General features: G+C 71.8%; 20 protein-coding genes. 9 read left to right on the forward strand and 11 right to left on the reverse strand.

Going from position 1 to position 18,986, the window contains the following annotated elements; genetic code table 11:
• Positions 1 to 67 precede the first annotated feature (67 nt).
• On the forward strand, positions 68 to 2,497 hold the full coding sequence (locus tag IEX42_RS06080) for a cytochrome P450/oxidoreductase (protein WP_188778978.1): 2,430 nt from the start codon (positions 68 to 70) through the stop codon (positions 2,495 to 2,497).
• A gap of 6 nt (positions 2,498 to 2,503) precedes the next feature.
• On the opposite strand, the gene IEX42_RS06085 is transcribed toward IEX42_RS06080, so the two are convergent.
• Together IEX42_RS06085 and moeZ are read right to left on the reverse strand one after the other, a co-directional pair.
• Entirely contained in the window at positions 2,504 to 3,076 is a 573-nt protein-coding gene (locus IEX42_RS06085; protein WP_188778979.1) for a TetR/AcrR family transcriptional regulator, read from the reverse strand.
• 27 nt (positions 3,077 to 3,103) lie between these two features.
• Complete coding sequence (moeZ, locus tag IEX42_RS06090) at positions 3,104 to 4,315, reverse strand: adenylyltransferase/sulfurtransferase MoeZ (protein WP_188778980.1); 1,212 nt, start codon at positions 4,313 to 4,315, stop codon at positions 3,104 to 3,106.
• Positions 4,316 to 4,453: 138 nt separating this feature from the next.
• On the opposite strand from moeZ, the gene IEX42_RS06095 reads away from it, so the two are divergent.
• Together IEX42_RS06095 and IEX42_RS06100 are read left to right on the forward strand one after the other, a co-directional pair.
• Positions 4,454 to 5,122 carry a TetR/AcrR family transcriptional regulator gene (locus IEX42_RS06095; protein WP_229660648.1) on the forward strand — a complete coding sequence of 223 codons (669 nt, stop codon included), beginning with the start codon at positions 4,454 to 4,456 and terminating at the stop codon, positions 5,120 to 5,122.
• Positions 5,123 to 5,167: 45 nt separating this feature from the next.
• A complete protein-coding gene (locus IEX42_RS06100) occupies positions 5,168 to 5,392 on the forward strand; it encodes a DUF3107 domain-containing protein (protein ID WP_188778981.1) in 225 nt (74 codons plus the stop codon).
• Between the two features lie 46 nt (positions 5,393 to 5,438).
• Here IEX42_RS06100 and IEX42_RS06105 read toward each other — a convergent pair whose 3' ends face one another.
• Positions 5,439 to 6,152: a ferritin-like fold-containing protein gene (locus tag IEX42_RS06105; protein ID WP_229660649.1), complete on the reverse strand. Its 714-nt coding sequence runs from the start codon at positions 6,150 to 6,152 to the stop codon at positions 5,439 to 5,441.
• A gap of 125 nt (positions 6,153 to 6,277) precedes the next feature.
• Between IEX42_RS06105 and IEX42_RS06110 the strand changes: the two genes are divergently transcribed.
• Positions 6,278 to 7,747: a DEAD/DEAH box helicase gene (locus tag IEX42_RS06110; protein ID WP_188778983.1), complete on the forward strand. Its 1,470-nt coding sequence runs from the start codon at positions 6,278 to 6,280 to the stop codon at positions 7,745 to 7,747.
• 10 nt (positions 7,748 to 7,757) lie between these two features.
• On the opposite strand, the gene IEX42_RS06115 is transcribed toward IEX42_RS06110, so the two are convergent.
• Together IEX42_RS06115 and IEX42_RS06120 are read right to left on the reverse strand one after the other, a co-directional pair.
• Positions 7,758 to 8,396, reverse strand: a complete 639-nt coding sequence (locus IEX42_RS06115; RefSeq protein WP_188778984.1) for a L,D-transpeptidase — start codon at positions 8,394 to 8,396, stop codon at positions 7,758 to 7,760.
• Positions 8,396 to 9,172 carry a ParA family protein gene (locus IEX42_RS06120; RefSeq protein WP_188778985.1) on the reverse strand — a complete coding sequence of 259 codons (777 nt, stop codon included), beginning with the start codon at positions 9,170 to 9,172 and terminating at the stop codon, positions 8,396 to 8,398. The genes IEX42_RS06115 and IEX42_RS06120 overlap by 1 nt, the downstream gene beginning before the upstream one ends.
• Before the next feature lie 62 nt (positions 9,173 to 9,234).
• Between IEX42_RS06120 and IEX42_RS06125 the strand changes: the two genes are divergently transcribed.
• A complete protein-coding gene (locus tag IEX42_RS06125; protein ID WP_188778986.1) occupies positions 9,235 to 10,005 on the forward strand; it encodes an SDR family NAD(P)-dependent oxidoreductase in 771 nt (256 codons plus the stop codon).
• On the opposite strand, the gene IEX42_RS06130 is transcribed toward IEX42_RS06125, so the two are convergent.
• Genes IEX42_RS06130 through IEX42_RS06140 form a run of 3 tightly spaced genes read right to left on the reverse strand, consistent with a single transcriptional unit; the run spans position 9,988 to position 12,098 of the window.
• Complete coding sequence (locus IEX42_RS06130) at positions 9,988 to 10,872, reverse strand: PHP domain-containing protein (protein ID WP_188778987.1); 885 nt, start codon at positions 10,870 to 10,872, stop codon at positions 9,988 to 9,990. The two genes, IEX42_RS06125 and IEX42_RS06130, sit on opposite strands and share 18 nt — an antisense overlap.
• Positions 10,873 to 10,884: 12 nt before the next feature.
• Positions 10,885 to 11,520, reverse strand: a complete 636-nt coding sequence (locus IEX42_RS06135; RefSeq protein ID WP_229660650.1) for a DUF6758 family protein — start codon at positions 11,518 to 11,520, stop codon at positions 10,885 to 10,887.
• Entirely contained in the window at positions 11,517 to 12,098 is a 582-nt protein-coding gene (locus IEX42_RS06140) for a histidine phosphatase family protein (protein ID WP_188778988.1), read from the reverse strand. The genes IEX42_RS06135 and IEX42_RS06140 overlap by 4 nt, the downstream gene beginning before the upstream one ends.
• A 42-nt stretch (positions 12,099 to 12,140) precedes the next feature.
• Between IEX42_RS06140 and IEX42_RS06145 the strand changes: the two genes are divergently transcribed.
• Positions 12,141 to 13,400: an SLC13 family permease gene (locus IEX42_RS06145; protein WP_188778989.1), complete on the forward strand. Its 1,260-nt coding sequence runs from the start codon at positions 12,141 to 12,143 to the stop codon at positions 13,398 to 13,400.
• Positions 13,401 to 13,413: 13 nt separating this feature from the next.
• Here IEX42_RS06145 and IEX42_RS06150 read toward each other — a convergent pair whose 3' ends face one another.
• Positions 13,414 to 13,947 carry a MaoC family dehydratase gene (locus IEX42_RS06150; protein ID WP_188778990.1) on the reverse strand — a complete coding sequence of 178 codons (534 nt, stop codon included), beginning with the start codon at positions 13,945 to 13,947 and terminating at the stop codon, positions 13,414 to 13,416.
• 126 nt (positions 13,948 to 14,073) lie between these two features.
• Between IEX42_RS06150 and IEX42_RS06155 the strand changes: the two genes are divergently transcribed.
• Genes IEX42_RS06155 through IEX42_RS06165 form a run of 3 tightly spaced genes read left to right on the forward strand, consistent with a single transcriptional unit; the run spans position 14,074 to position 16,530 of the window.
• Positions 14,074 to 14,712, forward strand: coding sequence for a hypothetical protein (locus tag IEX42_RS06155; protein ID WP_188778991.1), 639 nt, complete (start codon positions 14,074 to 14,076; stop codon positions 14,710 to 14,712).
• A 10-nt stretch (positions 14,713 to 14,722) separates the two neighbouring features.
• A complete protein-coding gene (locus tag IEX42_RS06160; protein ID WP_188778992.1) occupies positions 14,723 to 16,306 on the forward strand; it encodes a class I SAM-dependent methyltransferase in 1,584 nt (527 codons plus the stop codon).
• Positions 16,303 to 16,530: a DUF6752 domain-containing protein gene (locus IEX42_RS06165; RefSeq protein WP_188778993.1), complete on the forward strand. Its 228-nt coding sequence runs from the start codon at positions 16,303 to 16,305 to the stop codon at positions 16,528 to 16,530. The genes IEX42_RS06160 and IEX42_RS06165 overlap by 4 nt, the downstream gene beginning before the upstream one ends.
• On the opposite strand, the gene IEX42_RS06170 is transcribed toward IEX42_RS06165, so the two are convergent.
• Both IEX42_RS06170 and IEX42_RS06175 read right to left on the reverse strand, forming a co-directional pair.
• Complete coding sequence (locus tag IEX42_RS06170) at positions 16,505 to 17,701, reverse strand: acyl-CoA dehydrogenase family protein (protein ID WP_188778994.1); 1,197 nt, start codon at positions 17,699 to 17,701, stop codon at positions 16,505 to 16,507. The genes IEX42_RS06165 and IEX42_RS06170 overlap by 26 nt on opposite strands.
• Positions 17,702 to 17,791: 90 nt before the next feature.
• Entirely contained in the window at positions 17,792 to 18,976 is a 1,185-nt protein-coding gene (locus IEX42_RS06175) for a hypothetical protein (protein ID WP_188778995.1), read from the reverse strand.
• Positions 18,977 to 18,986 lie beyond the last annotated feature (10 nt).

Below are 18,986 nucleotides of genomic sequence, written 5' to 3' on the forward strand. Positions count from 1 at the left end.
ATTGTCATCGCCTGCGACTTGTGCTGTAGTTCTGTCGTCAGCAGACACCCCTCACAAGGCGGCGGGCATGGGCGTACTCGACTCAGTGGTCACCAAGGCGCAGGCGACGATCCCGATGAGGCGGCAGGTGCAGGGGATGCACCTGATCCAGAAGACCAAGCACCGGGTGCTCGGCCACCACCGGCCGAGGTTCGTCGAGGAACCGATCCCCGACGTCGACGAGGTGTCGCTCACCGAGATCGACGTGGCCAACCCGTTCATGTACCGCCAGGGCCAGTTCGGTCCGTACGCCAGGCGGCTGCGCGACGAGGCGCCGGTGCACTACCGGGCGCACAGCCCCTTCGGCCCGTACTGGTCACTCACGCGGTACGACGACATCGTCGCTGTCGACAAGGACTTCGAGCGGTTCTCCGCGGAGCCGCAGATCGTCATCGGCGACCCGCCCGACGGTCTGGACATCGAGATGTTCATCGCCATGGACCCTCCGCGCCACGACCAGCACCGCGCCGCGGTCCAGGACGTCGTCGCCCCGCAGAACCTCGAGGAGATGGAGGCGCTGATCCGCTCGCGCGTGGCGGAGGTGCTCGACGACCTTCCCCTCGGTGAGCCGTTCGACTGGGTGGACAGGGTCAGCATCGAGCTGACGGCGCGGATGCTCGCCACCTTGCTGGACTTCCCGTACGACGAGCGCCGCAAGCTCGTGCGCTGGACCGAGCTCGCCGCCGCCAGCGCGTCGGCCACCGGAGGCACCCCGGGATTCGACGAGACCTACGAGGGCGTGGCCGAGATGGCGCAGAGCTTCAGCGAGCTCTGGCACGACAAGGCCGCCCGGCGGGCGGCCGGCGAGAAGCCGGGTTACGACCTGATCACGCTGATGCAGATGTCCGAGGACACCAAGGACCTCATCCACCGGCCGATGGAGTTCCTCGGCAACCTCACGCTGCTGGTGGTGGGCGGCAACGACACCACGCGCAACTCGATGTCCGGCGGCGTCGTCGCGCTCAACCAGTTCCCCGAGCAGTTCGACCGGCTGCGCGCCGACCACTCGCTGGTCCCGAAGCTGGTCCACGAGATCATCCGCTGGCAGACGCCGCTGGCCTACATGCGCCGCGTCGCCACGCAGGACACCGTGCTCAACGGGCAGTTCATCCGCAAGGGCGACAAGGTCGTCATGTGGTACGCCTCGGCCAACCGCGACGAGCGCAAGTTCGAGGACCCGGACGAGTTCGTGATCGAGCGCCCCAACGCCCGCAACCACCTCTCCTTCGGCATCGGCACGCACCGCTGCATGGGCAGCCGGCTGGCCGAGCTCCAGCTGCGGATCCTGTGGGAGGAGCTGCTCGAGCGGTTCGCCGACATCGAGGTCGTCGAGGAGCCTGCGTACCTCCAGTCCAACTTCGTCCGCGGCTACACGAGCCTGATGGTCACCCTCACCCCGCTCGGTGCGGAGCCCCGTCCGCGCCGGGAGGGACACGACCGGGCGGCCGTCGCGGGCCGCCGCTCGGATCCGTCACCACGACCCGCGCCCTCCCGGGAGAGCGGCCGCGCCGCCACTGAGCGGGAGCTGGACCTGCAGGTCACGGCGAAGCGCGAGGTCGCCGAGGGTGTCGTCGAGCTGACGCTGTCCGACGCCGCGGGCTCGCCGCTCCCGCCGTGGACCGCCGGGTCGCACGTCGACCTCGTCCTCGACGACTCCCTGACCCGGCAGTACTCCCTGTGCGGCAGCACGAGCGACGACACGGCGTGGAAGGTCGGGGTCCTGCGCGAGCCGGACGGCCGCGGCGGGTCGGCCTACGTCCACGACCGGCTCGAGCAGGGCGCGACCGTGCGCGTGCGCGGCCCGCGCAACCACTTCGCGCTTGCCCCCTCTGCGCGCTACCAGTTCATCGCCGGCGGGATCGGCATCACGCCGATCCGCGCCATGATCGAGCAGGCCGAGGCGGACGGCGTCGAGTGGAGCCTGCTGTACGGCGGCCGTACCCGCGCCTCGATGGCGTTCCTCGACGAGCTCGAGGGCGACGAGCGCGTGACGATCTGGCCGCAGGACGACAAGGGGCTGCTCGACCTCGACGCGGTGCTCGGCACGCCGCGGCCCGACACCCTGGTCTACTGCTGCGGGCCCGCAGCGCTGCTCGACGCCGTCGAGGACGGCTGCGCCACCTGGCCCGAGGACAGCCTGCACCTCGAGCGGTTCATGCCGAAGAGGATCGAGGCGTCCGACGACGCACTGGACTCCTTCGAGGTGCAGTGCGCGCGGTCGGGGGTCACCGTCACGGTGCCCGAGGGGGTGTCGGTCTTCGACGCGGTCGAGCAGGCCGGCGTCGACGTGATCTCCTCGTGCAAGGAGGGCACCTGCGGCACCTGCGAGGCCGACGTCCTCGAGGGCACGCCGGACCACCGGGACTCGATCCTGTCGGCGTCGGAGCGCGCGCGTGGCTGCACGATGATGACCTGCGTGTCCCGCTCGCTGTCGGACCGGCTCGTCCTCGACCTGTGAGCGTCCTCAGGGTGCGGCCACGAAGGACCGGACCACGCGGGTGATCCGGTCCACGGCCTCGTCCACGCCGACGTCGGGCTGGAGCAGGTGGCTCATCGTCAGCCGGACCATGGTGTCCACCATCGCCTCGTGGACCCCCGTCTCGTCGCCCAGCGCCTCCAGCACCGCGCGCGACGCCTGCGCGAGCGCAGCCTCGGGCCGGACGGTGAGCAGCTCCAGCAGCTCGGGGTCGTGCCCCGGACGCAGGATCGCCTTGAGCACGGCGTTGGTCTTGCCGTACTCCAGCGCCGCTCGGGCGGCCGCCCCCAGACCGTCCACCACCGAGTCCGGGTGCGCCGCGATCCCGTCGCGCACCCGGTCCAGGAAGCGCTCCACCTCGCGCGCCACCACCGCCTCGCCGAGCGCGGACTTGACGCCGACCTCCTTGTAGAGGCTCTGGCGAGGCACCCCCGAGCGCTGGGCGACCTTGGTCATGCTGAGCCGGTCCCAGCCCTCCTCGGTGATGATCGCGACCGACGCGTCGAGCAGCCGCTCGAGACGGAGCGCTCGGAGCTCGTCGTAGAAGGCAGGCGCGCTCACGGGACCGACCCTAGGACGACCCCGCGCTCAGTACGTCGGCTGCGAGGGGTCGATCTGGTCGACCCACGCCGAGACGCCACCGCCGACGTGCACCGAGTCGGCGTACCCGGCGCCCTTGAGGACCGCCAGCGCCTCGGCCGAGCGCACCCCGGTCTTGCAGTGCAGGACGATCTGCTCGTCGTTCTTGCGCACCTTGGCCAGCTCGTCGAAGACGTTGCCGTTGAGGAACTCGCCCTTGGGGATCAGCACCGCGCCCGGGATGTGGTTGATCTCGGCCTCGTTGGGCTCGCGCACGTCCACCAGGACGAAGTCGCGGCTGCCCTCCTCGCGCTCCTTGAGCATGTGCTCGAGCTCGGTGACGCCGATCGTCGACCCGGCGGCGGCGTCGGCGGCCGACTCCGAGACCGCCCCGCAGAACGCGTCGTAGTCGATCAGCTCGGTCACGGTCGGGTTCTCACCGCACAGGGCGCAGTTCGGGTCCTTGCGGATCTTCAGCTTGTTCCACTCCAGCGCGAGCGCGTCGTACACGACGAGCTCGCCGACGGCCGGGTCGCCGATGCCGGTGATCAGCTTGATCGCCTCGTTGACCTGGATCGAGCCGATCGACGCGCACAGGACGCCGAGCACGCCGCCCTCGGCGCACGAGGGCACCATGCCGGGCGGCGGCGGCTCGGGGTAGAGGCAGCGGTAGCAGGGCGCACCCTCGACCTGCGTCGGCGCGAACACCGAGGCCTGGCCGTCGAAGCGGTAGATCGAGCCCCAGACGTACGGGATGCCGAGGAAGTACGCCGCGTCGTTGACCATGTAGCGGGTCGCGAAGTTGTCGGTCCCGTCCACGATCAGGTCGTAGCCGCGGAAGACGTCGAAGACGTTGTCGTTGTCCAGCCGCTCCTCGTGCAGGACGACCTCGACGTACGGGTTGGTCTCCGCGATCTGCTCCTTGGCCGAGAGCGCCTTGTGCTTCCCGATGTCGGACTGGCCGTGGATGATCTGGCGCTGCAGGTTCGACTCGTCGACCTCGTCGAACTCCGCGATGCCGATGGTGCCGACCCCCGCGGCGGCGAGGTAGAGCAGGGCCGGGCTGCCGAGACCGCCGGCGCCGATGACCAGCACCTTGGCGTTCTTCATGCGCTTCTGGCCGGTCATCCCGACGTCGGGGATGATCAGGTGCCGGCTGTAGCGGCGCACCTCGTCGATGGTCAGCTCGTCGGCGGGCTCCACGAGTGCAGGCAGGGACACGACATTCCTCCGGGTCGATCGGTGGCGTACGACGGCCGCAACAGGCCGCCGCCGTCAGGTGTTCCCACCGATCGTGCCACCGCGACGGGTCGCGGACGGGACGCAGCCGCATCGTGGCCGGCTAGTAGTGTTCCCCGGGTGACTTCGACCGACCGGCTGCCGTCCCAGGCCGAGCCCGCGACCGGGCCTGCCCGCGGCGTACGACTGCCGCGCAAGGCGCGTCGGGCCCAGCTGCTGGACTCGGCCCTCGAGGTCTTCGCCGGCCAGGGTTTCCACGCCGCCGCGATGGACGAGATCGCCGATCGTGCGGGTGTGTCGAAGCCGGTGCTCTACCAGCACTTCCCCGGCAAGCTCGACCTCTACCTGGCGCTGCTCGACCAGTCCTGCGACACCATCATCGAGGCCACCCGGCGCGCGCTGGGCGCCACCGAGGACAACAAGGCCCGGGTCGCGGCCACGATGAGCGCGTTCTACGACTACGTCGCCTCCGAGGAGGGCGCGTTCCGGCTGGTCTTCGAGTCCGACCTCACCAACGAGCCGGCCGTCCGCCAGCGCGTGGACCGGGTCACCGAGGAGTGCTCGTCGCTGATCACCGAGGTGATCTCGGAGGACACCTCGCTGCCCACCGAGCAGGCGCGGCTGCTGGCCGTGTCCCTGGTCGGGATGGCCCAGGTCAGCGCGCGCTACTGGCTCTCCACCCAGGACGACGGCTCGTCGAGCACCAGCCGGGCCGACGCGGCCGCGCTGGTCTCCGGCCTCGCCTGGCGCGGTATCCGCGGCTACCCGCGCACCGACGAGCCTTCCTGATCCCCACCTGACACCCCACCCCAAGACACGAGGAGGTCCTCCGCGATGGAGGTCAAGATCGGCGTGCAGAACGCCCCCCGCGAGCTCGTCATCGACACCGACCTGGACGCCGACGGCGTCGAGAAGGCCGTCTCCGACGCCCTGTCCGGCGCGGCCGGCGTGCTGAGCCTGTCCGACGCCAAGGGCCGCCGCGTGGTCGTCCCCGCCGAGCGGCTGGCGTACGTCGAGGTCGCCACCAGCGTCACCGGGACCGTCGGCTTCCGGTCCTGACGGCCACTGACCCGGCGCGTGTGGACGTCCACACGCGCCGGGCCGGTCAGGGCTCCAGGCCGAGCTCGCCCATCCGGGCGGAGTGGTTCTCGGTCAGCCGGGTGAACATCCGGCCCAGCGCCGCGAGGTCCATGCTGGACACGCCGGGCGACTCGAAGGTCCCCGCGAGCAGCGTGGTCATCGAGTCCCGCTCGGCGGCGACCCGCTGGGCTTGGGTGAGAGCCTCCCCCATCAGCCGGCGGCCCCACAGCGCCAGCCGGCCCCCGACCCGGGGGTCCGCGGCGATGGCCTCGCGCACCCGGCTGACCACGAAGTCCGACTGCCCGGACTCCTCCAGCGACTCGGTGATCAGGTCGCGGGTGCCGGCGTCCAGGAACTGCGCGATCTCGCGGTAGAAGTCGGCGGCGAGGCCGTCGCCGACGTACGCCTTGACCAGGCCCTCGAGCCAGTCCCGCGGGGCGGTGTGGGCGTGGAAGGCGTCGAACGGCGCCGCGAACTCCTCCACGACCGCGACCGGGTCGTGACCCAGGGCGGCGATCCGGTCCAGCAGCGGCTGGACGTGGCCGAACTCCTTGGCGGCCATCGCGCCGAGGTCGAGCTTGTCGGTCAGGGTCGGGGCCAGCTTGGCGTCGTCCACGAGCCGCTCGAAGGCGGTGATCTCGCCGTAGGCGATCACGCCGAGGATGTCGACAACGGCGGCGACGTACTCGGGGTCCTCGAACGGAGTGGACGCGTGGGCCGAGGCGGGGGAATCGGTCACCGCTGCAGGGTAGCGATACCCTGGGACCACTGCCCGGCGACCCGAGGTGAACTTCGGCCGCCCACGAGGGCCGCATCGAGACACCGGCGACGGTGTGAGGACGCCACCGATGCCGGGCGGATCCGATGCTCCATCCTTTCGCACAGACAGGCAGCACCCTGACTACCTTCGCTGAGCTCGGGGTCATCCCCGAGATCGCCGGCGCCCTCGAGCGCGTCGGCATCGTGACCCCGTTCCCCATCCAGGAGATGACCCTCTCGGTCGCTCTCTCCGGCACCGACCTCATCGGTCAGGCACGGACCGGCACCGGCAAGACGCTGGCGTTCGGCATCCCGATCCTGCAGCGCGCGGTGGCTCCGGACGACGCGGCGTACGCCGACCTCCCGGCCCCGGGCAAGCCGCAGGCCCTCGTCGTCGCCCCGACGCGCGAGCTCGCGCTCCAGGTCTCCGGCGACCTCGCACTGGCCGGCGCCGACCGCGGCATCCGCGTGCTCACCGTCTACGGCGGCGTCCCGTACGAGCCGCAGCTGGACGGCCTGGCCGCCGGCGTCGACGTCGTCGTCGGCACCCCCGGGCGACTGATCGACCTGATGAACCGCAAGGCCCTCGACATCGGCCACGTCTCGGCGCTGGTCCTCGACGAGGCCGACGAGATGCTCGACCTCGGCTTCCTGCCGGACGTGGAGCGGCTGCTGGCCGGCACCCCGTCGAGCCGCCAGACGATGCTGTTCTCGGCCACCATGCCCTCGGCGATCGTGTCGCTGGCCCGGATCCACATGCGCCAGGCGATGAACATCCGCGCCGAGTCCGCCTCGGACGAGACGACCGTCCCGCTGACCACCCAGCACGTCTACCAGGCCCACGACCTGGACAAGCCCGAGATGCTGGGCCGGATGCTGCAGTCGCCGGGCGCCGGACTGACGATCGTCTTCACGCGCACGAAGCGGCAGGCGCAGCGCGTCGCCGACGACCTCACCGAGCGTGGCTTCGACGCCAGCCCGCTGCACGGCGACATGGCGCAGACCGCCCGCGAGAAGGCGCTCAAGCGGTTCCGCGAGAACAAGCTGCGCGTGCTCGTCGCGACCGACGTCGCCGCTCGCGGCATCGACGTCACCGGCGTCTCGCACGTCGTCAACTACTCCTGCCCCGAGGACGAGAAGACCTACGTCCACCGGATCGGCCGCACCGGCCGCGCCGGGGCTGCGGGCATCGCGGTCACCTTCGTCGACTGGCAGGACCTGCACCGCTGGAAGATGATCAACAAGGCGCTGGACCTGCCCTTCACCGACCCGCCGGAGACCTACTCCTCCTCGGAGAACTTCGCCGAGGACATGGGCTTCGAGCCGGGCACCAAGGGTCGCCTGATCCCCGAGGGCCAGGTCGTCGTCGAGCGCAAGCCGCGCACCGGCGGCCGGGACGGCGGCAAGGGCGGACGTGGCGGCCAGCGCGGCGGTCGGGACGGCGGCCGCGACCGGCAGGGCGACAAGCCTGCCGAGGGCAGCGGGGACGGCCAGCCGCGCAAGCGCAACCGCCGGCGTCGTCGTACGCGTGGGGGCAGCTCCGAGGCCGCCCAGGCCACCAAGCAACCCGACTGACGAGTCAGGGTCAGGCGACGACGTCGACCTTCGTACCGAGGTCGGCGAAGCCCCACATCACCTTCGCGTCGGCCGGCCGCTGCCGGATGCAGCCGTGGCTGGTCGGCGTCCCCAGCTGGGCGACGGTCTGGACCTTGTGGCCGCGGTTGACGGGGATGTCGTGGAACCCGATCGCGGCGTTCTGGCCGCGGGTGAAGCGGACGAAGTAGTTCATCGTGCCGGAGTCGTCGACGCCCACCGCGTTGCGGGAGCGCGAGTAGACCTCGTAGTGGCCGGGCCGGAGGTTGTCGGTGACGCTGCCCGAGACGAGGTACGTCCGCAGCACCCGGTCGCCCGGGCCCACCAGCCAGACCCGCTGGGCGGACTGGTCGAAGACCACCCGACGCCCCGTCCCCGACCGCGCGGGCAGCGCGCTCGCGTCGGACGCGGCGACGGCTGCCTGGGACGGTCGGGGGGTGTCGACCGCGGTCGCCGCCCGGGCGCGGGAGACGTCGCTCGGACCGTCCGCGGCGGGCGCGGAGAGCTGCCCGAGCCCGGTGACCATCGCGAAACCGGTGACGGCCACGGACACTCCGAGCGCCGCCGCCTTGTCGTAGCGGATCCTGGAGCCGGCTCGGCCCGTGCGGGGACCGCGGTGCGCGCCGGCCATCAGGCCCCCCTCGTGCGCCCGGCCAACGAGGCCGCGACCTCCCGGTAGGCCTGCGCGCCCTTGTTGCCGCGCGAGGTACGCAGGATCGAGTGCCCGGCGGCAGGCGCCTCGGCGAAGCGGATCGACTTCGGGATCGGCGGGTCGAGGACGTCGAGGTCGTAGGTCTCGGAGATCGTCTCGAGCACGGTGCGCGCGTGGCGGGTGCGCCCGTCGTACAGCGTGGGCAGGACGCCCCACACCTCCAGCGAGCGGTTGGTGAAGCGGCGCACGTCGTGGACGGTGTCCAGCAGCTGCCCGACGCCGCGGTGCGAGAGCGTCTCGCACTGCAGCGGGATCACCACGCCGCCGGCCGCGGTGAGCGCAGCCACGGTGAGCACGCCCAGCGAGGGCGGGCAGTCCAGCAGGATCCAGTCGTAGCCCCGCGGCTCGAGGTCCTCCACGGCGGAGCGGACGACGTACTCACGGCCGGTCCGGGTCAGCAGGTCGGCCTCGGCGCGCGCCAGCTCGATCGTCGCCGGCAGCAGGTCGACACCGTCCTCGGTCTCGATGACCACCTCGGCGGGGTCCAGACCCTTGGTCAGCACGTGGTGGACCGAGAGCTCGAGGTCCTCGGGGTCGATGCCCAGGCTGAAGGTGAGGCACGCCTGCGGGTCGAGGTCGACCAGCAGCACCCTGCTCCCCTGCTCGGCCAGCGCGGCGCCGAGGGAGGCCACGCTGGTGGTCTTGGCCACGCCACCCTTCTGGTTGGCGACGGCGAGCACCTGGGACGAGGACATGATCTCCCCATCATGCCGCATGGGGTCACCGGATCGGTGGACCGCCTGAGACGCTGTGGGACATGAGTGATCAACCCGGCACCGCTCTCGTCACCGGCGCCACCGCCGGCCTGGGACGAGCCTTCACCGAGCAGCTCGCCGAGCGCGGCCACGACCTGGTCCTGGTCGCTCGGAACGCGGAGCGGCTCGACGACGTGGCCCGCGAGGTCCGGGCCGCGCACCGCGTCGCGGTCGAGGTGATCACGGCCGACCTGGCCGACCGCGCACAGCTGCGCGCGGTCGAGGACCGGGTCCGCGACACCGGTCGGCCGCTGACCGTGCTGGTCAACAACGCCGGCTTCGGGCTGAAGGAGCGCTTCCTCGACAACGACGTCGAGGCGGAGACCGAGATGCTCGACGTGCTGGTCACCGCGGTCATGCGGCTGACCCACGCCGGTCTGGGTGCGATGCGGGAGACCGGCGGCGGCCGGATCCTCAACGTGTCCTCGGTGGCCGGCTTCCTCCCGCGCGGGACGTACGGCGCGGCCAAGACGTACGTGACCCAGCTGAGCCGCTGGGCCAACGCCGAGTACGCGCCCTCCGGCGTCACCGTGACCGCGGTGTGCCCGGGTTTCGTGCGCACCGAGTTCCACCAGCGGATGGACGTCGACCAGGGCTCGGCGCCTGGGGGGATGTGGCTCGACGCCTCCACGGTCGTCCGGGAGGCGCTGGCCGACCTCGACGCCGGCAAGGCGCTCTCGGTCCCCAGCGTGCGCTACCGCGCGATCAGTGCAGCCGCGCGGATCGTGCCGATGCCGCTGCTGCAGCGGCTGCAGTCACTGGGCCGGGGGTAGGTACGCCGGTACCTCTCGCCCTGCGGCCGTGGCGCTGCGCGCGGCCCGGTCCAGCAGCCGCTCCAGCTCCGCCTGGTCGGTGAGGTTGCAGCCGAGCTCGTGGTCCTTCTTGCCGGCGCCGTGGAAGTCGCTGGAGCCGGTGACGACGAGGTCGAGGTCGGCGGCGAGTGCACGCAGCCGGTCCCGTGCGGCCCGGTCGTGGTCCTGGTGGTCGGCCTCGAGGCCGCCCAGCCCCGCGTCGGCGAGCGAGGCGACGACCTCGTCCGAGAGCACCTGGCCGCCACCGCGGCCACCGGGGTGGGCGAGGACGGAGACGCCACCGGCCCCTGCGACGAGCCGTACTGCGTCGAGGGTCGCCGGGGCGTAGCGCCCGACGTACCCGGGGCGGCCCGTGTCGAGCAGCTCGGCGAACGCCTGGTCGCGGTCGGCGACCATCCCGCGGGCCACGAGGGCGTCCGCGACGTGCGGTCGCCCGGGCACCGCACCCGGTGCGGTCACCGCCGCGACGTCGTCGGCGGTGACCGGGTAGCCCGCCCCGGCCAGCTGCTCCAGCATCTGGGGCAGCCGTCCGTCGCGACCCCCGCGGATCCTCTGCAGCTCAGCGGCGAGCGCGGGCTCCTCCGCGTCGGGGAGGTACGCGAGCAGGTGCACGCTGCTGCCGCGGACCTGGGTGCTGATCTCCATCCCCCGCACCAGCCCGATGCCGTGCCGGCCGGCCGCGTCGAGCGCCTCGTCCCACCCGGAGGCGGTGTCGTGGTCGGTCACGGCGACGACGTCGAGCCCGGTCGCTGCCGCCGCGGCGACCAGCTCGGCCACCGGCACCGTCCCGTCGGACCGGGTCGAGTGCGTGTGCAGGTCGATGCGCATGCCGGCAGCCTCTCACCAGTCGGCGGGCGCTCCCCCGAAGGACATCTCGACGGCCTCGGGACCGAACCCCGAGGCGTCGGCGAGGAGCCAGTCGTCACGCAGCAGCAGCGCCGCCGACGCCGGGGTCACCACCAGCCAGAGCCAGCGGCCGGCGTACTCCCCGACGAAGACCGAGCGGGCCAGCACGTCGTCGGCGTCGCTGCTCGCGGCCGGCCACAGCGCGACGGACCGACGCTCGACCTGGACGCGGACCGCGGGCGGGCCGGCGCCCACCCACTCGCCCGGGTCGAGCTCACCGGTGCCCGAGCAGCGGCCCCCCAGGCCGACGCGGGGCTCCTCGACGACCAGGCTCAGGCCGACCTCGCCGTCCAGCGAGCTCGTCCCGCTGACCGCCGCGACGGTGGCGAGAGCGTGCTCGTCCTCGGTGGCGACGACCCCGAAGTCGGCGACGGTCCAGCCTGCGCTCATCGGCCACGGGACCAGCACCGGCAGGTCGTCGGAGCGGCGCAGCACCGCGGCGAAGTCGTCGTACGACGCCTCCGAGCCCGCCGCGCGCCGCCACAGCGCCGGGACCGGGCCGTGGGTCGGGCAGGTGCCGTCGGACCCGACCGGTCGGGCGCACCGGCAGCACGACGCGGTCAGGCTCACGAGTTCCACCGCATGACGACCGGCGCCTCGCGCTCCCAGCCCAGCGCCGAGACGGTGGCGGTGTCGAGGCGGAAGTGCCGACCCTCCCGCGCCGGCAGGTCGAGCCACCGTGCGGCGAGCACCCGTGCGGAGTGGCCGTGCCCGAAGACCAGCACTCGGCCGCCGTGGTCGCGGACCTGCGCGACCACACGGTCCATCCGCGCCCCGACCTGCGCAGGCGTCTCCCCGCCCGGGCAGCCGTCGTCCCAGACGGTCCAGCCCGGGTCCGACTCGCGGATCTGCGAGGTGGTGATCCCCTCGTAGTCGCCGTACGCCCACTCCGCGAGGTCCTCGTCGGTGACGACCTCGGGGAACCCGGCCAGCTCCGCCGTACGCCGTGCGCGCCCCCGCGGGCTGCTCAGCACCAGGTCGAACGAGGTGTCCGCGAGCCGAGGGGCCAGCGCGGCGGCGACCCGCTCGCCGGCAGCGGTCAGGTCCAGGTCGGTGACCGAGGTGTGCCGTCCGTCGCGACTCCACTCGGTCTCGCCGTGGCGGACGATCCAGAGCTCGGTCGTCCCACTGTCCCGGCTGCGGCTCATGCCCGCATTATGGCCACCGCCGGTCCGTGGTGGAGTGGGGACATGTCGTTCCCGGAGGTGCTCTCCCTCGTCCTGCTCGGCGTGGTGCTCGTCTTCGCGATCGCCCAGCGGATCAACATCGGCATCCTGGCGCTCGCCGCCGCGCTGCCGATCCTCGCGCTCACCGGGACGAGCGCCGACACCCTGTACGAGTCGTTCCCCGGCGACCTGTTCGTGCTCATCGCCGGAGTCTCGCTGCTGTTCGCCCACCTCGAGCGGAGCGGGGCCCTCGGCCGGTTGGTGGAGGTCGTGTACGCCGCCATCGGCGAGCGACGGTGGCTGCTGCCGTGGGCCGGGTTCGCCATCGCCGCGGGGATGTCGACCGCCGGCGCGTTCTCCACCGCGCCCATCGCCTTCCTCGTGCCGACGATCGCCGCGGTGTCCGTGCGCTACAAGAGCTCCTTCCTCCTCTCCGAGCTGGCGGTGATCATCGGGGCCAACTCCTCGGGCCTCTCACCGCTGAACCCGACCGGGGCGACGGTGCGCACCGCGGCCGACAAGTTCGGCGTGCACTACTCCACCTGGGGACTGTGGGCGGTCTCGTTCGCGACCGCCGTGGTCGTCGTCCTCGTGCTCCAGCTGATCGACCGCGCCCGTCGACCGTCCGGTCGCGCGTACACCGTCACGCCCGCACCCGCCGAGCAGCCCGAGGCCGAGGGCGACCGGCCGCCGACACCGACCTACCTGTGGAGCACGGTGGTGGCGCTGGTGGCCTTCCTCGTGCTCGTGGTCGCCTTCAAGACCGACGTCGGGGTCACCTCGATGGCACTCGGAGTGCTGCTGCAGATCGCCTTCCGGCCCGACGGCAGAGCGTTGCTGGCCCGGGTGCCCTGGCCGAGCATCCTGCTGCTGTGCGGCCTTCTGACCTACCTCGGGCTGCTGCAGGAGATCGGCACCATCGACGCGATCCAGGACGGCCTGGACCACGTCGGCACCGGCGCCCTGCTGGTGATCCTGCTGTCGTACCTCACCGTGCTGCTGTGCTGCATCGAGAGCTCGACCCTCGGCGTCCTGGGCCTGACCGTGCCGCTGGCGGCGACCGCCTTCGGCAACGGACCCGAGACCTTCTGGGTACTCGCGGCCGTCGCCGTCCCGGCGGCGCTGATGGTGATGAACCCGATCCACGTCGCCGGCACCCTGGTGATCGCCAACAGCGCGCTGGACGAGCAGGACCGGCTGTTCCGCAAGCTGCTGGGACTGGCGGTGACCTTGGCCGTCATCGCACCGGCCGTCCTGGTCGTGCCGGCGCTGATCACGTCGTGAGGCTCCGAGGGGCTCAGCCCTGCTGGGGACCCGGCCAGAACTTGCTCGGCTGCGGGACGGGCCTGCCGGGCTGCTCCCCGCCGCGCTCGTCGAGGTAGGACTGCTTGGGCACCATCACCTTGCGGCGGAAGAGGCACACGACCTTGCCGTCCTGGTTGTAGCCGATGGTCTCGACGTGCACGACGCCGCGGTCGTCCTTGCTCTTGGACTCCCACTTGTCGAGCACGGTGGTCTCGCCGTAGAGCGTGTCGCCGTGGAAGGTCGGCGCCACGTGCCGCAGCGACTCGATCTCGAGGTTCGCGATGGCCTTGCCCGAGATGTCCGGGACGCTCATCCCGAGCAGGACGGAGTAGACGTAGTTGCCCACCACGACGTTCTTGCCGAACTGGGTCGTCTCCTCGGCGTAGTGGATGTCGAGGTGCAGCGGGTGGTGGTTCATGGTGATCAGGCAGAAGAGGTGGTCGTCGGCCTCGGTCACCGTCTTGCCCGGCCAGTGCTTGTAGGTCGCACCGACCTCGAACTCCTCGTAGCTGCGTCCGAACTGCATCGGGTGTCTCCTCCTCGTACGTCGGGGGTCGTCCACGGGTGGTCTCCGGGCGTGTCCCGCCCTGGCCGCACATCGTGCCCGAACACCGCTCCGGTCGGCGCGGTGGCCTGTGCCAGACTTCCCGCCATGGCCGTCTCACCGCTCCCCGGGAAGCTGGTCGCCTCCGCGCTGACCGGGCTGCTGCTCGCCACCACCGTCTCGGCCTGCGGCGGCGACGACTCCAAGGACGACAAGGACTCGAAGGCCGACGCCAGCGCACCGAGCTACCCCGAGGTCAAGGGGACGCCGGCCACCGGCGACGCCGTCAAGGCCAACGGCTACACCTACCGGCTGCCCAAGGGGTGGACCGTCATCACCAGTCAGCTCAAGGCGGCCAACCCCGGCATCGACTCCGGCGGTCGCGCGACCGAGCCCGTGAGCCGGTTCATGTCCAGCATCAACACCATCACCTCGCCCAACGAGGTCCAGGCGGGCGCCCCGACCACGGCACAGCTGAAGGCGGTCGCGACCCAGATCCGCTCCGAGCTGGTTCCCATCTCCCCGCAGGTCAAGCAGCTCAGCCCGGTCTCCGTGGACGGCGTCCCCACCGTGCGCCAGGAGGGCAGGGCGAGCAACGAGACCGGACCCTTCTACGTCATGCAGTACTGGCTGGTCTCCCAGGGCAGCAGCTTCGGCTTCACCTTCGCCTTCCCCGAGGACTCCTCGAAGGCCGATCGCGACAAGGTCGTGACCTCGGTGCTGTCCTCGGTCTCCGTCGCCTCCTGAGGTGGTGCGCGTGACCGGGTCTCGCGTCGACGACCGGGGGATCCACCTCGCCGGCCACCTCGACGGACCGGTGGACGTCCTCTTCGGCGACCAGCGCGTGTGGTCCTTCACGACGCTCGACCAGGGGCGACGCGAGGGTGACGGCCTCCTCGTCCGGTGGCCGGACGCGCTGGCCGTACGCCTGCGAGGTACGACGCCCGTACGGGTCCGAGGGCACCTCTCCGGCGAGACGGCGTTCGAGGGCGAGGTCTGCTTCGGCGGCTCGTCCGAGCCGCTGCACCTCGTCGACGACGCCGGTCACCCGCTGGCACTCGACAAGGGCAACCACCTGCAGCGCACCTTCGACCGGATGGACGCCGCCGCGCGCCTGGAGCTGGTCCGGGCCGCACGGACCGTGCTCGACGACCTCGTCGAGCATGCCGGTCTCGAGGCGTACCTCGTCTACGGCTGCCTGCTCGGCGCCGCCCGCGACGGGCACATGATCGGTCACGACTCCGACGCCGACCTGGCCTGGCTGAGCCGCTCGACGCACCCGTTCGACATCATCCGCGAGACCCGCCGTGCCGAGTCCGCTCTGCGCGCTCGCGGGTGGACGGTGGTCCGGATGTCGGCCACCAACTTCAAGGTCTGGGTGCCGCTGCCGACCGGCAAGCGCGCCGGTGTCGACGTCTTCGGCTCCTTCCACCTGGGGCCTCCGGGCGAGGAGCGCTTCCACATCATGGGGAACCTGTCCGGCGACCTCCCCCGTGAGGCGATCGTCCCGTTCGGGACCATCGAGCTGGAGGGTGTGGAGTTCCCCGCGCCGCGCGACCTGCCGCGCTTCCTCGCCTACACCTACGGTCCCGGCTGGGCCGTCCCCGACCCGGCGTTCCGGTTCCACCACTCCCCCGCGGTGGTGGAGACCATGTCGTCGTTGTTCCGCACCAGCCGGTCGCGCCTGCACCACTGGACGGCGTTCTACGACAACCACGCCGCCGACGTGCCCTCCGAGCCGTCGCTCTTCGCTCGGTGGGCCGCCGACCGGATCCCCGCCGGCGCTCGGGTGCTCGAGGTCGGGGCCGGCCTGGGACGGGACGCCTTCTGGCTGACCGACCAGGGCTTCGACGTCCTCGGCTCGGAGTACGCCGGTGCCGCCCGCAGCCGGGCGCTGGCGCACTCGCGGGCGCGACGTGCCCGCGGGGAGTCGTTCGTGCGCTTCCCGATCCTCAACCTGGAGTCGGTCCGCAGCGTGCTGACCTCCGGGGCGGCGCTGGCGCGTCTGGACGGCCCGACGCACCTGTACGGCCGGCTGCTGCTGGACGCCCTCGAGCCGACGACGCGGCCGCACCTGTGGCGACTGGCCGCGATGCTCGGCCGCCGTGGCGGGCACACGTTCCTGGAGTTCCGGACCGCGGCCAGCGAGCACGAGCCGACCCACTTCCCGGCGCACCGGCGCACCTGGGCGGACCCGGACGAGGTGGTCGCCGAGGTCGAGGCCCGCGGCGGGCGGGTCCTGGTGCGTGAGGAAGGGCGCGGGCTGGCGCCGCTCGGGCGTGAGGACCCCGTAGTGTGCCGGCTGGACATCACCTGGGACGTACGAGCGGAGGACGCGTGATCGGCAGCAAGGAGCGCGAGGCCCGCCTGGACCGGCTCGAGCAGGAGGTCGCCTCGCTGCGCGTGGCGGTGGCCGAGTCGCAACGGCTCAACGAGCGGCTCTCCGACGTCCTCGACGTCGTCATGGAGCTGCTGGTCCCCGCGGTCGACCGCGACGAGGAGCGCCTGCGCGCCGCCCTCGCCTCGGTGGACCGGGTGGTCAACGCTTCGCCGCGTACTCCTTGAGCAGGCTGCGCCCGATGATCATCTTCTGCACGTCGCTGGTGCCCTCGCCGATCAGCATGAAGGCCGCCTCGCGGTAGAGCCGCTCGATCTCGTACTCCTTGGAGTAGCCGTAGCCGCCGTGGATGCGGAAGGAGTCCTGGACGACCTCGTTGCAGTACTCCGCGGCCACCATCTTGGCCATCCCGGCCTCGACGTCGTTGCGCTCGCCGCGGTCCTTCAACCGAGCGGCCTTGACCATCAGTGCGTGCGCGGTCTCCACCTTGGTGGCCATCTCCGCCAGGCGGAACAGGATCGCCTGGTGCTGCGCGATCGGCTTGCCGAAGGTCTCGCGCTGCTGGCTGTAGGCGATGCCGAGCTCGAAGGCGCGGTTGGAGATGCCGCAGGCACGGGCCGCGACGTTGACGCGACCGACCTCGACACCGTCCATCATCTGGTAGAAGCCCTTGCCCGGCTCACCACCGAGGATCTGCTCGGCGGAGATCCGGTGGCCCTCGAAGATCGCCTCGGTGGTGTCGACGCCCTTGTAGCCCATCTTCTCGATCTTGCCGGGGATGGTGATCCCCTGGCCGACCTCGCCGAAGCCCGGCTCCTTCTCGACCAGGAAGGTGGTCATGTTCTTGTAGACCGAGTCCGCGCCCTCCTCGGAGTCGACCAGCAGCGCGATCAGCGTCGAGGAGCCACCGTTGGTCAGCCACATCTTCTGGCCGGTGATCTCGTAGCCCTCGTCGGTCCTCTTCGCCTTGGTCTTGATCGCGGAGACGTCGGACCCCAGACCCGGCTCGGACATCGAGAAGGCACCGCGCACCTCGCCCGTCGCCATCTTCGGCAGGTACTTCTGCTTCTGCTCGTCGGTGCCGTGGTTCATCAGCATGTACGCGACGATGAAGTGGGTGTTGATGACCCCGGAGACGCTCATCCAGCCCCGGGCGATCTCCTCGACCACCAGCGCGTACGTCAGCAGCGACTCGCCGAGGCCGCCGTACTCCTCGGGGATGGTGATGCCGAAGATGCCCAGCTCCTTCAGCCCGTCGACGATCTCCTGCGGGTACTCGTCGGCGTGCTCCAGCTCGGTCGCCACGGGCATGATCTTGGCCTCGACGAACTGGCGGACGACTCTCAGGATCTCCTCCTGGATGTCGGTGAGTCCCTCGGTGGAGCACAGGCGCGCCATGGGTGAGTCCCTTTCGTCAGGCGGGTGAGCAACGAGGGCAGGCTACCGACGGCTCGCTCGCGGCGTCGCCGTCCCGACGGATGGGATTCCTCACGTCGGCGGGCGTCCGCCCCGCAGCAGCTGCTTGGCCCGGGAGCCCGCGACCCGCCACAAGGGGGCGCGGACCCGGCCCTCGAGGTCGTCGACCCGCGCCTGGAGGACGGACACCGTCTCGGCCGCCTCGCGTGACTCGACGCGCAGCCGACGCCGCTCGTGGCGCAGCGCGCGCACATCGCCGAGCATCGTGGCCACGAGCTCGGTCGCCACGGCAGCCACCTCGCCGTCGGTGACCGACTCGGGGTGCCGGCGCTCGGGCAGCTCGTCGGGCACGAGCAGGTCGGCGAGCTCGCCGACGACGTCGTACCCCCGCTCGCGGACCAGCGCGACCGCGGCACGTGCCCGCCGCCGAGCGTCCTCGACCTGGTCGTCGGCCGGCCAGAACCGGTCGCCCGCCCGCGGCACCAGCCGCTCGTCGGCCAGGAAGCTGCGGATGTAGGTGCCCTTGTCGATCGCGCTCACGAAGGCGTCGAGGTGGGCGTTGACCCGGCGCAGCGTCTCCGCCTCGGCCACGCCCATGGCCTCGTTGGGGAAGCTGCCCGAGAGGTCGTACGCGTCCGCGTCCAGGCCGAGCAGCCCGGCGAACCGTCGCCAGATCTCCTCGCGCGGGTGGTCCCGCCCGGGCAGCGGGAGCACGTGGACGTGCTCGGGGCGCACCGGCCCCCCGGCGGGTGCCCACCGGTCGAGGACCAGGCCGAGGTCCAGCGTGCGCCAGTTCCACACCTGGGTCGGGTCCTCGGAGACGGTGCGGGAGTACTCCCCCATCGGCGCCGTCTCGCGGTTCTTCAGGCTCTCCTGCCAGCTGGAGGTGAACAGCCCCAGCGGCTCACGCGCCGTGGCCACGAGGTGCACCTCGGCGGGCGCGAGGGCCTCGATCGCGTCCCGGGCCTGCTCGGCGGAGGCCGCGGCGAAGAACTCGTGACTGATCAGCACCGTGCCGGGCCACTCGGCGGCCCGGGCACGCAGGCGCTCCCACGCACCTCGCTGCCAGTCGGTGATCCCGACGCCCGCCATGTCGTCACGGACGTTGCGCGAGGCCCACAGGTGCTCGCGCCGCTGCTCACCGGGCAGCAGCACGCCGTCGGCGCGCAGCCGGTCGCGCGAGCCCCACAGGATGGTCTGGAGGTACGTCGTCGCCGTCTTCGGCAGCCCCAGGTGCAGGTAGACGCGATCTGCCATCGTGCGGGCC

The sequence above is a fragment of the Marmoricola endophyticus genome (genome assembly GCF_014644415.1).
Taxonomy (GTDB): domain Bacteria; phylum Actinomycetota; class Actinomycetes; order Propionibacteriales; family Nocardioidaceae; genus Marmoricola; species Marmoricola endophyticus.

Excerpts from the sequence above, each read along its gene's own strand:
- IEX42_RS06080 (WP_188778978.1), top strand. The coding sequence starts at position 68 with ATGGGCGTACTCGACTCAGTGGTCACCAAGGCGCAGGCGACGATCCCG.
- IEX42_RS06100 (WP_188778981.1), top strand. The coding sequence starts at position 5,168 with ATGGAGGTCAAGATCGGCGTGCAGAACGCCCCCCGCGAGCTCGTCATC.
- IEX42_RS06110 (WP_188778983.1), top strand. The coding sequence starts at position 6,278 with ATGCTCCATCCTTTCGCACAGACAGGCAGCACCCTGACTACCTTCGCT.
- IEX42_RS06115 (WP_188778984.1), bottom strand. The coding sequence starts at position 8,396 with ATGGCCGGCGCGCACCGCGGTCCCCGCACGGGCCGAGCCGGCTCCAGG.
- IEX42_RS06120 (WP_188778985.1), bottom strand. The coding sequence starts at position 9,172 with ATGTCCTCGTCCCAGGTGCTCGCCGTCGCCAACCAGAAGGGTGGCGTG.
- IEX42_RS06125 (WP_188778986.1), top strand. The coding sequence starts at position 9,235 with ATGAGTGATCAACCCGGCACCGCTCTCGTCACCGGCGCCACCGCCGGC.
- IEX42_RS06130 (WP_188778987.1), bottom strand. The coding sequence starts at position 10,872 with ATGCGCATCGACCTGCACACGCACTCGACCCGGTCCGACGGGACGGTG.
- IEX42_RS06140 (WP_188778988.1), bottom strand. The coding sequence starts at position 12,098 with ATGAGCCGCAGCCGGGACAGTGGGACGACCGAGCTCTGGATCGTCCGC.
- IEX42_RS06145 (WP_188778989.1), top strand. The coding sequence starts at position 12,141 with ATGTCGTTCCCGGAGGTGCTCTCCCTCGTCCTGCTCGGCGTGGTGCTC.
- IEX42_RS06150 (WP_188778990.1), bottom strand. The coding sequence starts at position 13,947 with ATGCAGTTCGGACGCAGCTACGAGGAGTTCGAGGTCGGTGCGACCTAC.
- IEX42_RS06155 (WP_188778991.1), top strand. The coding sequence starts at position 14,074 with ATGGCCGTCTCACCGCTCCCCGGGAAGCTGGTCGCCTCCGCGCTGACC.
- IEX42_RS06170 (WP_188778994.1), bottom strand. The coding sequence starts at position 17,701 with ATGGCGCGCCTGTGCTCCACCGAGGGACTCACCGACATCCAGGAGGAG.
- IEX42_RS06175 (WP_188778995.1), bottom strand. The coding sequence starts at position 18,976 with ATGGCAGATCGCGTCTACCTGCACCTGGGGCTGCCGAAGACGGCGACG.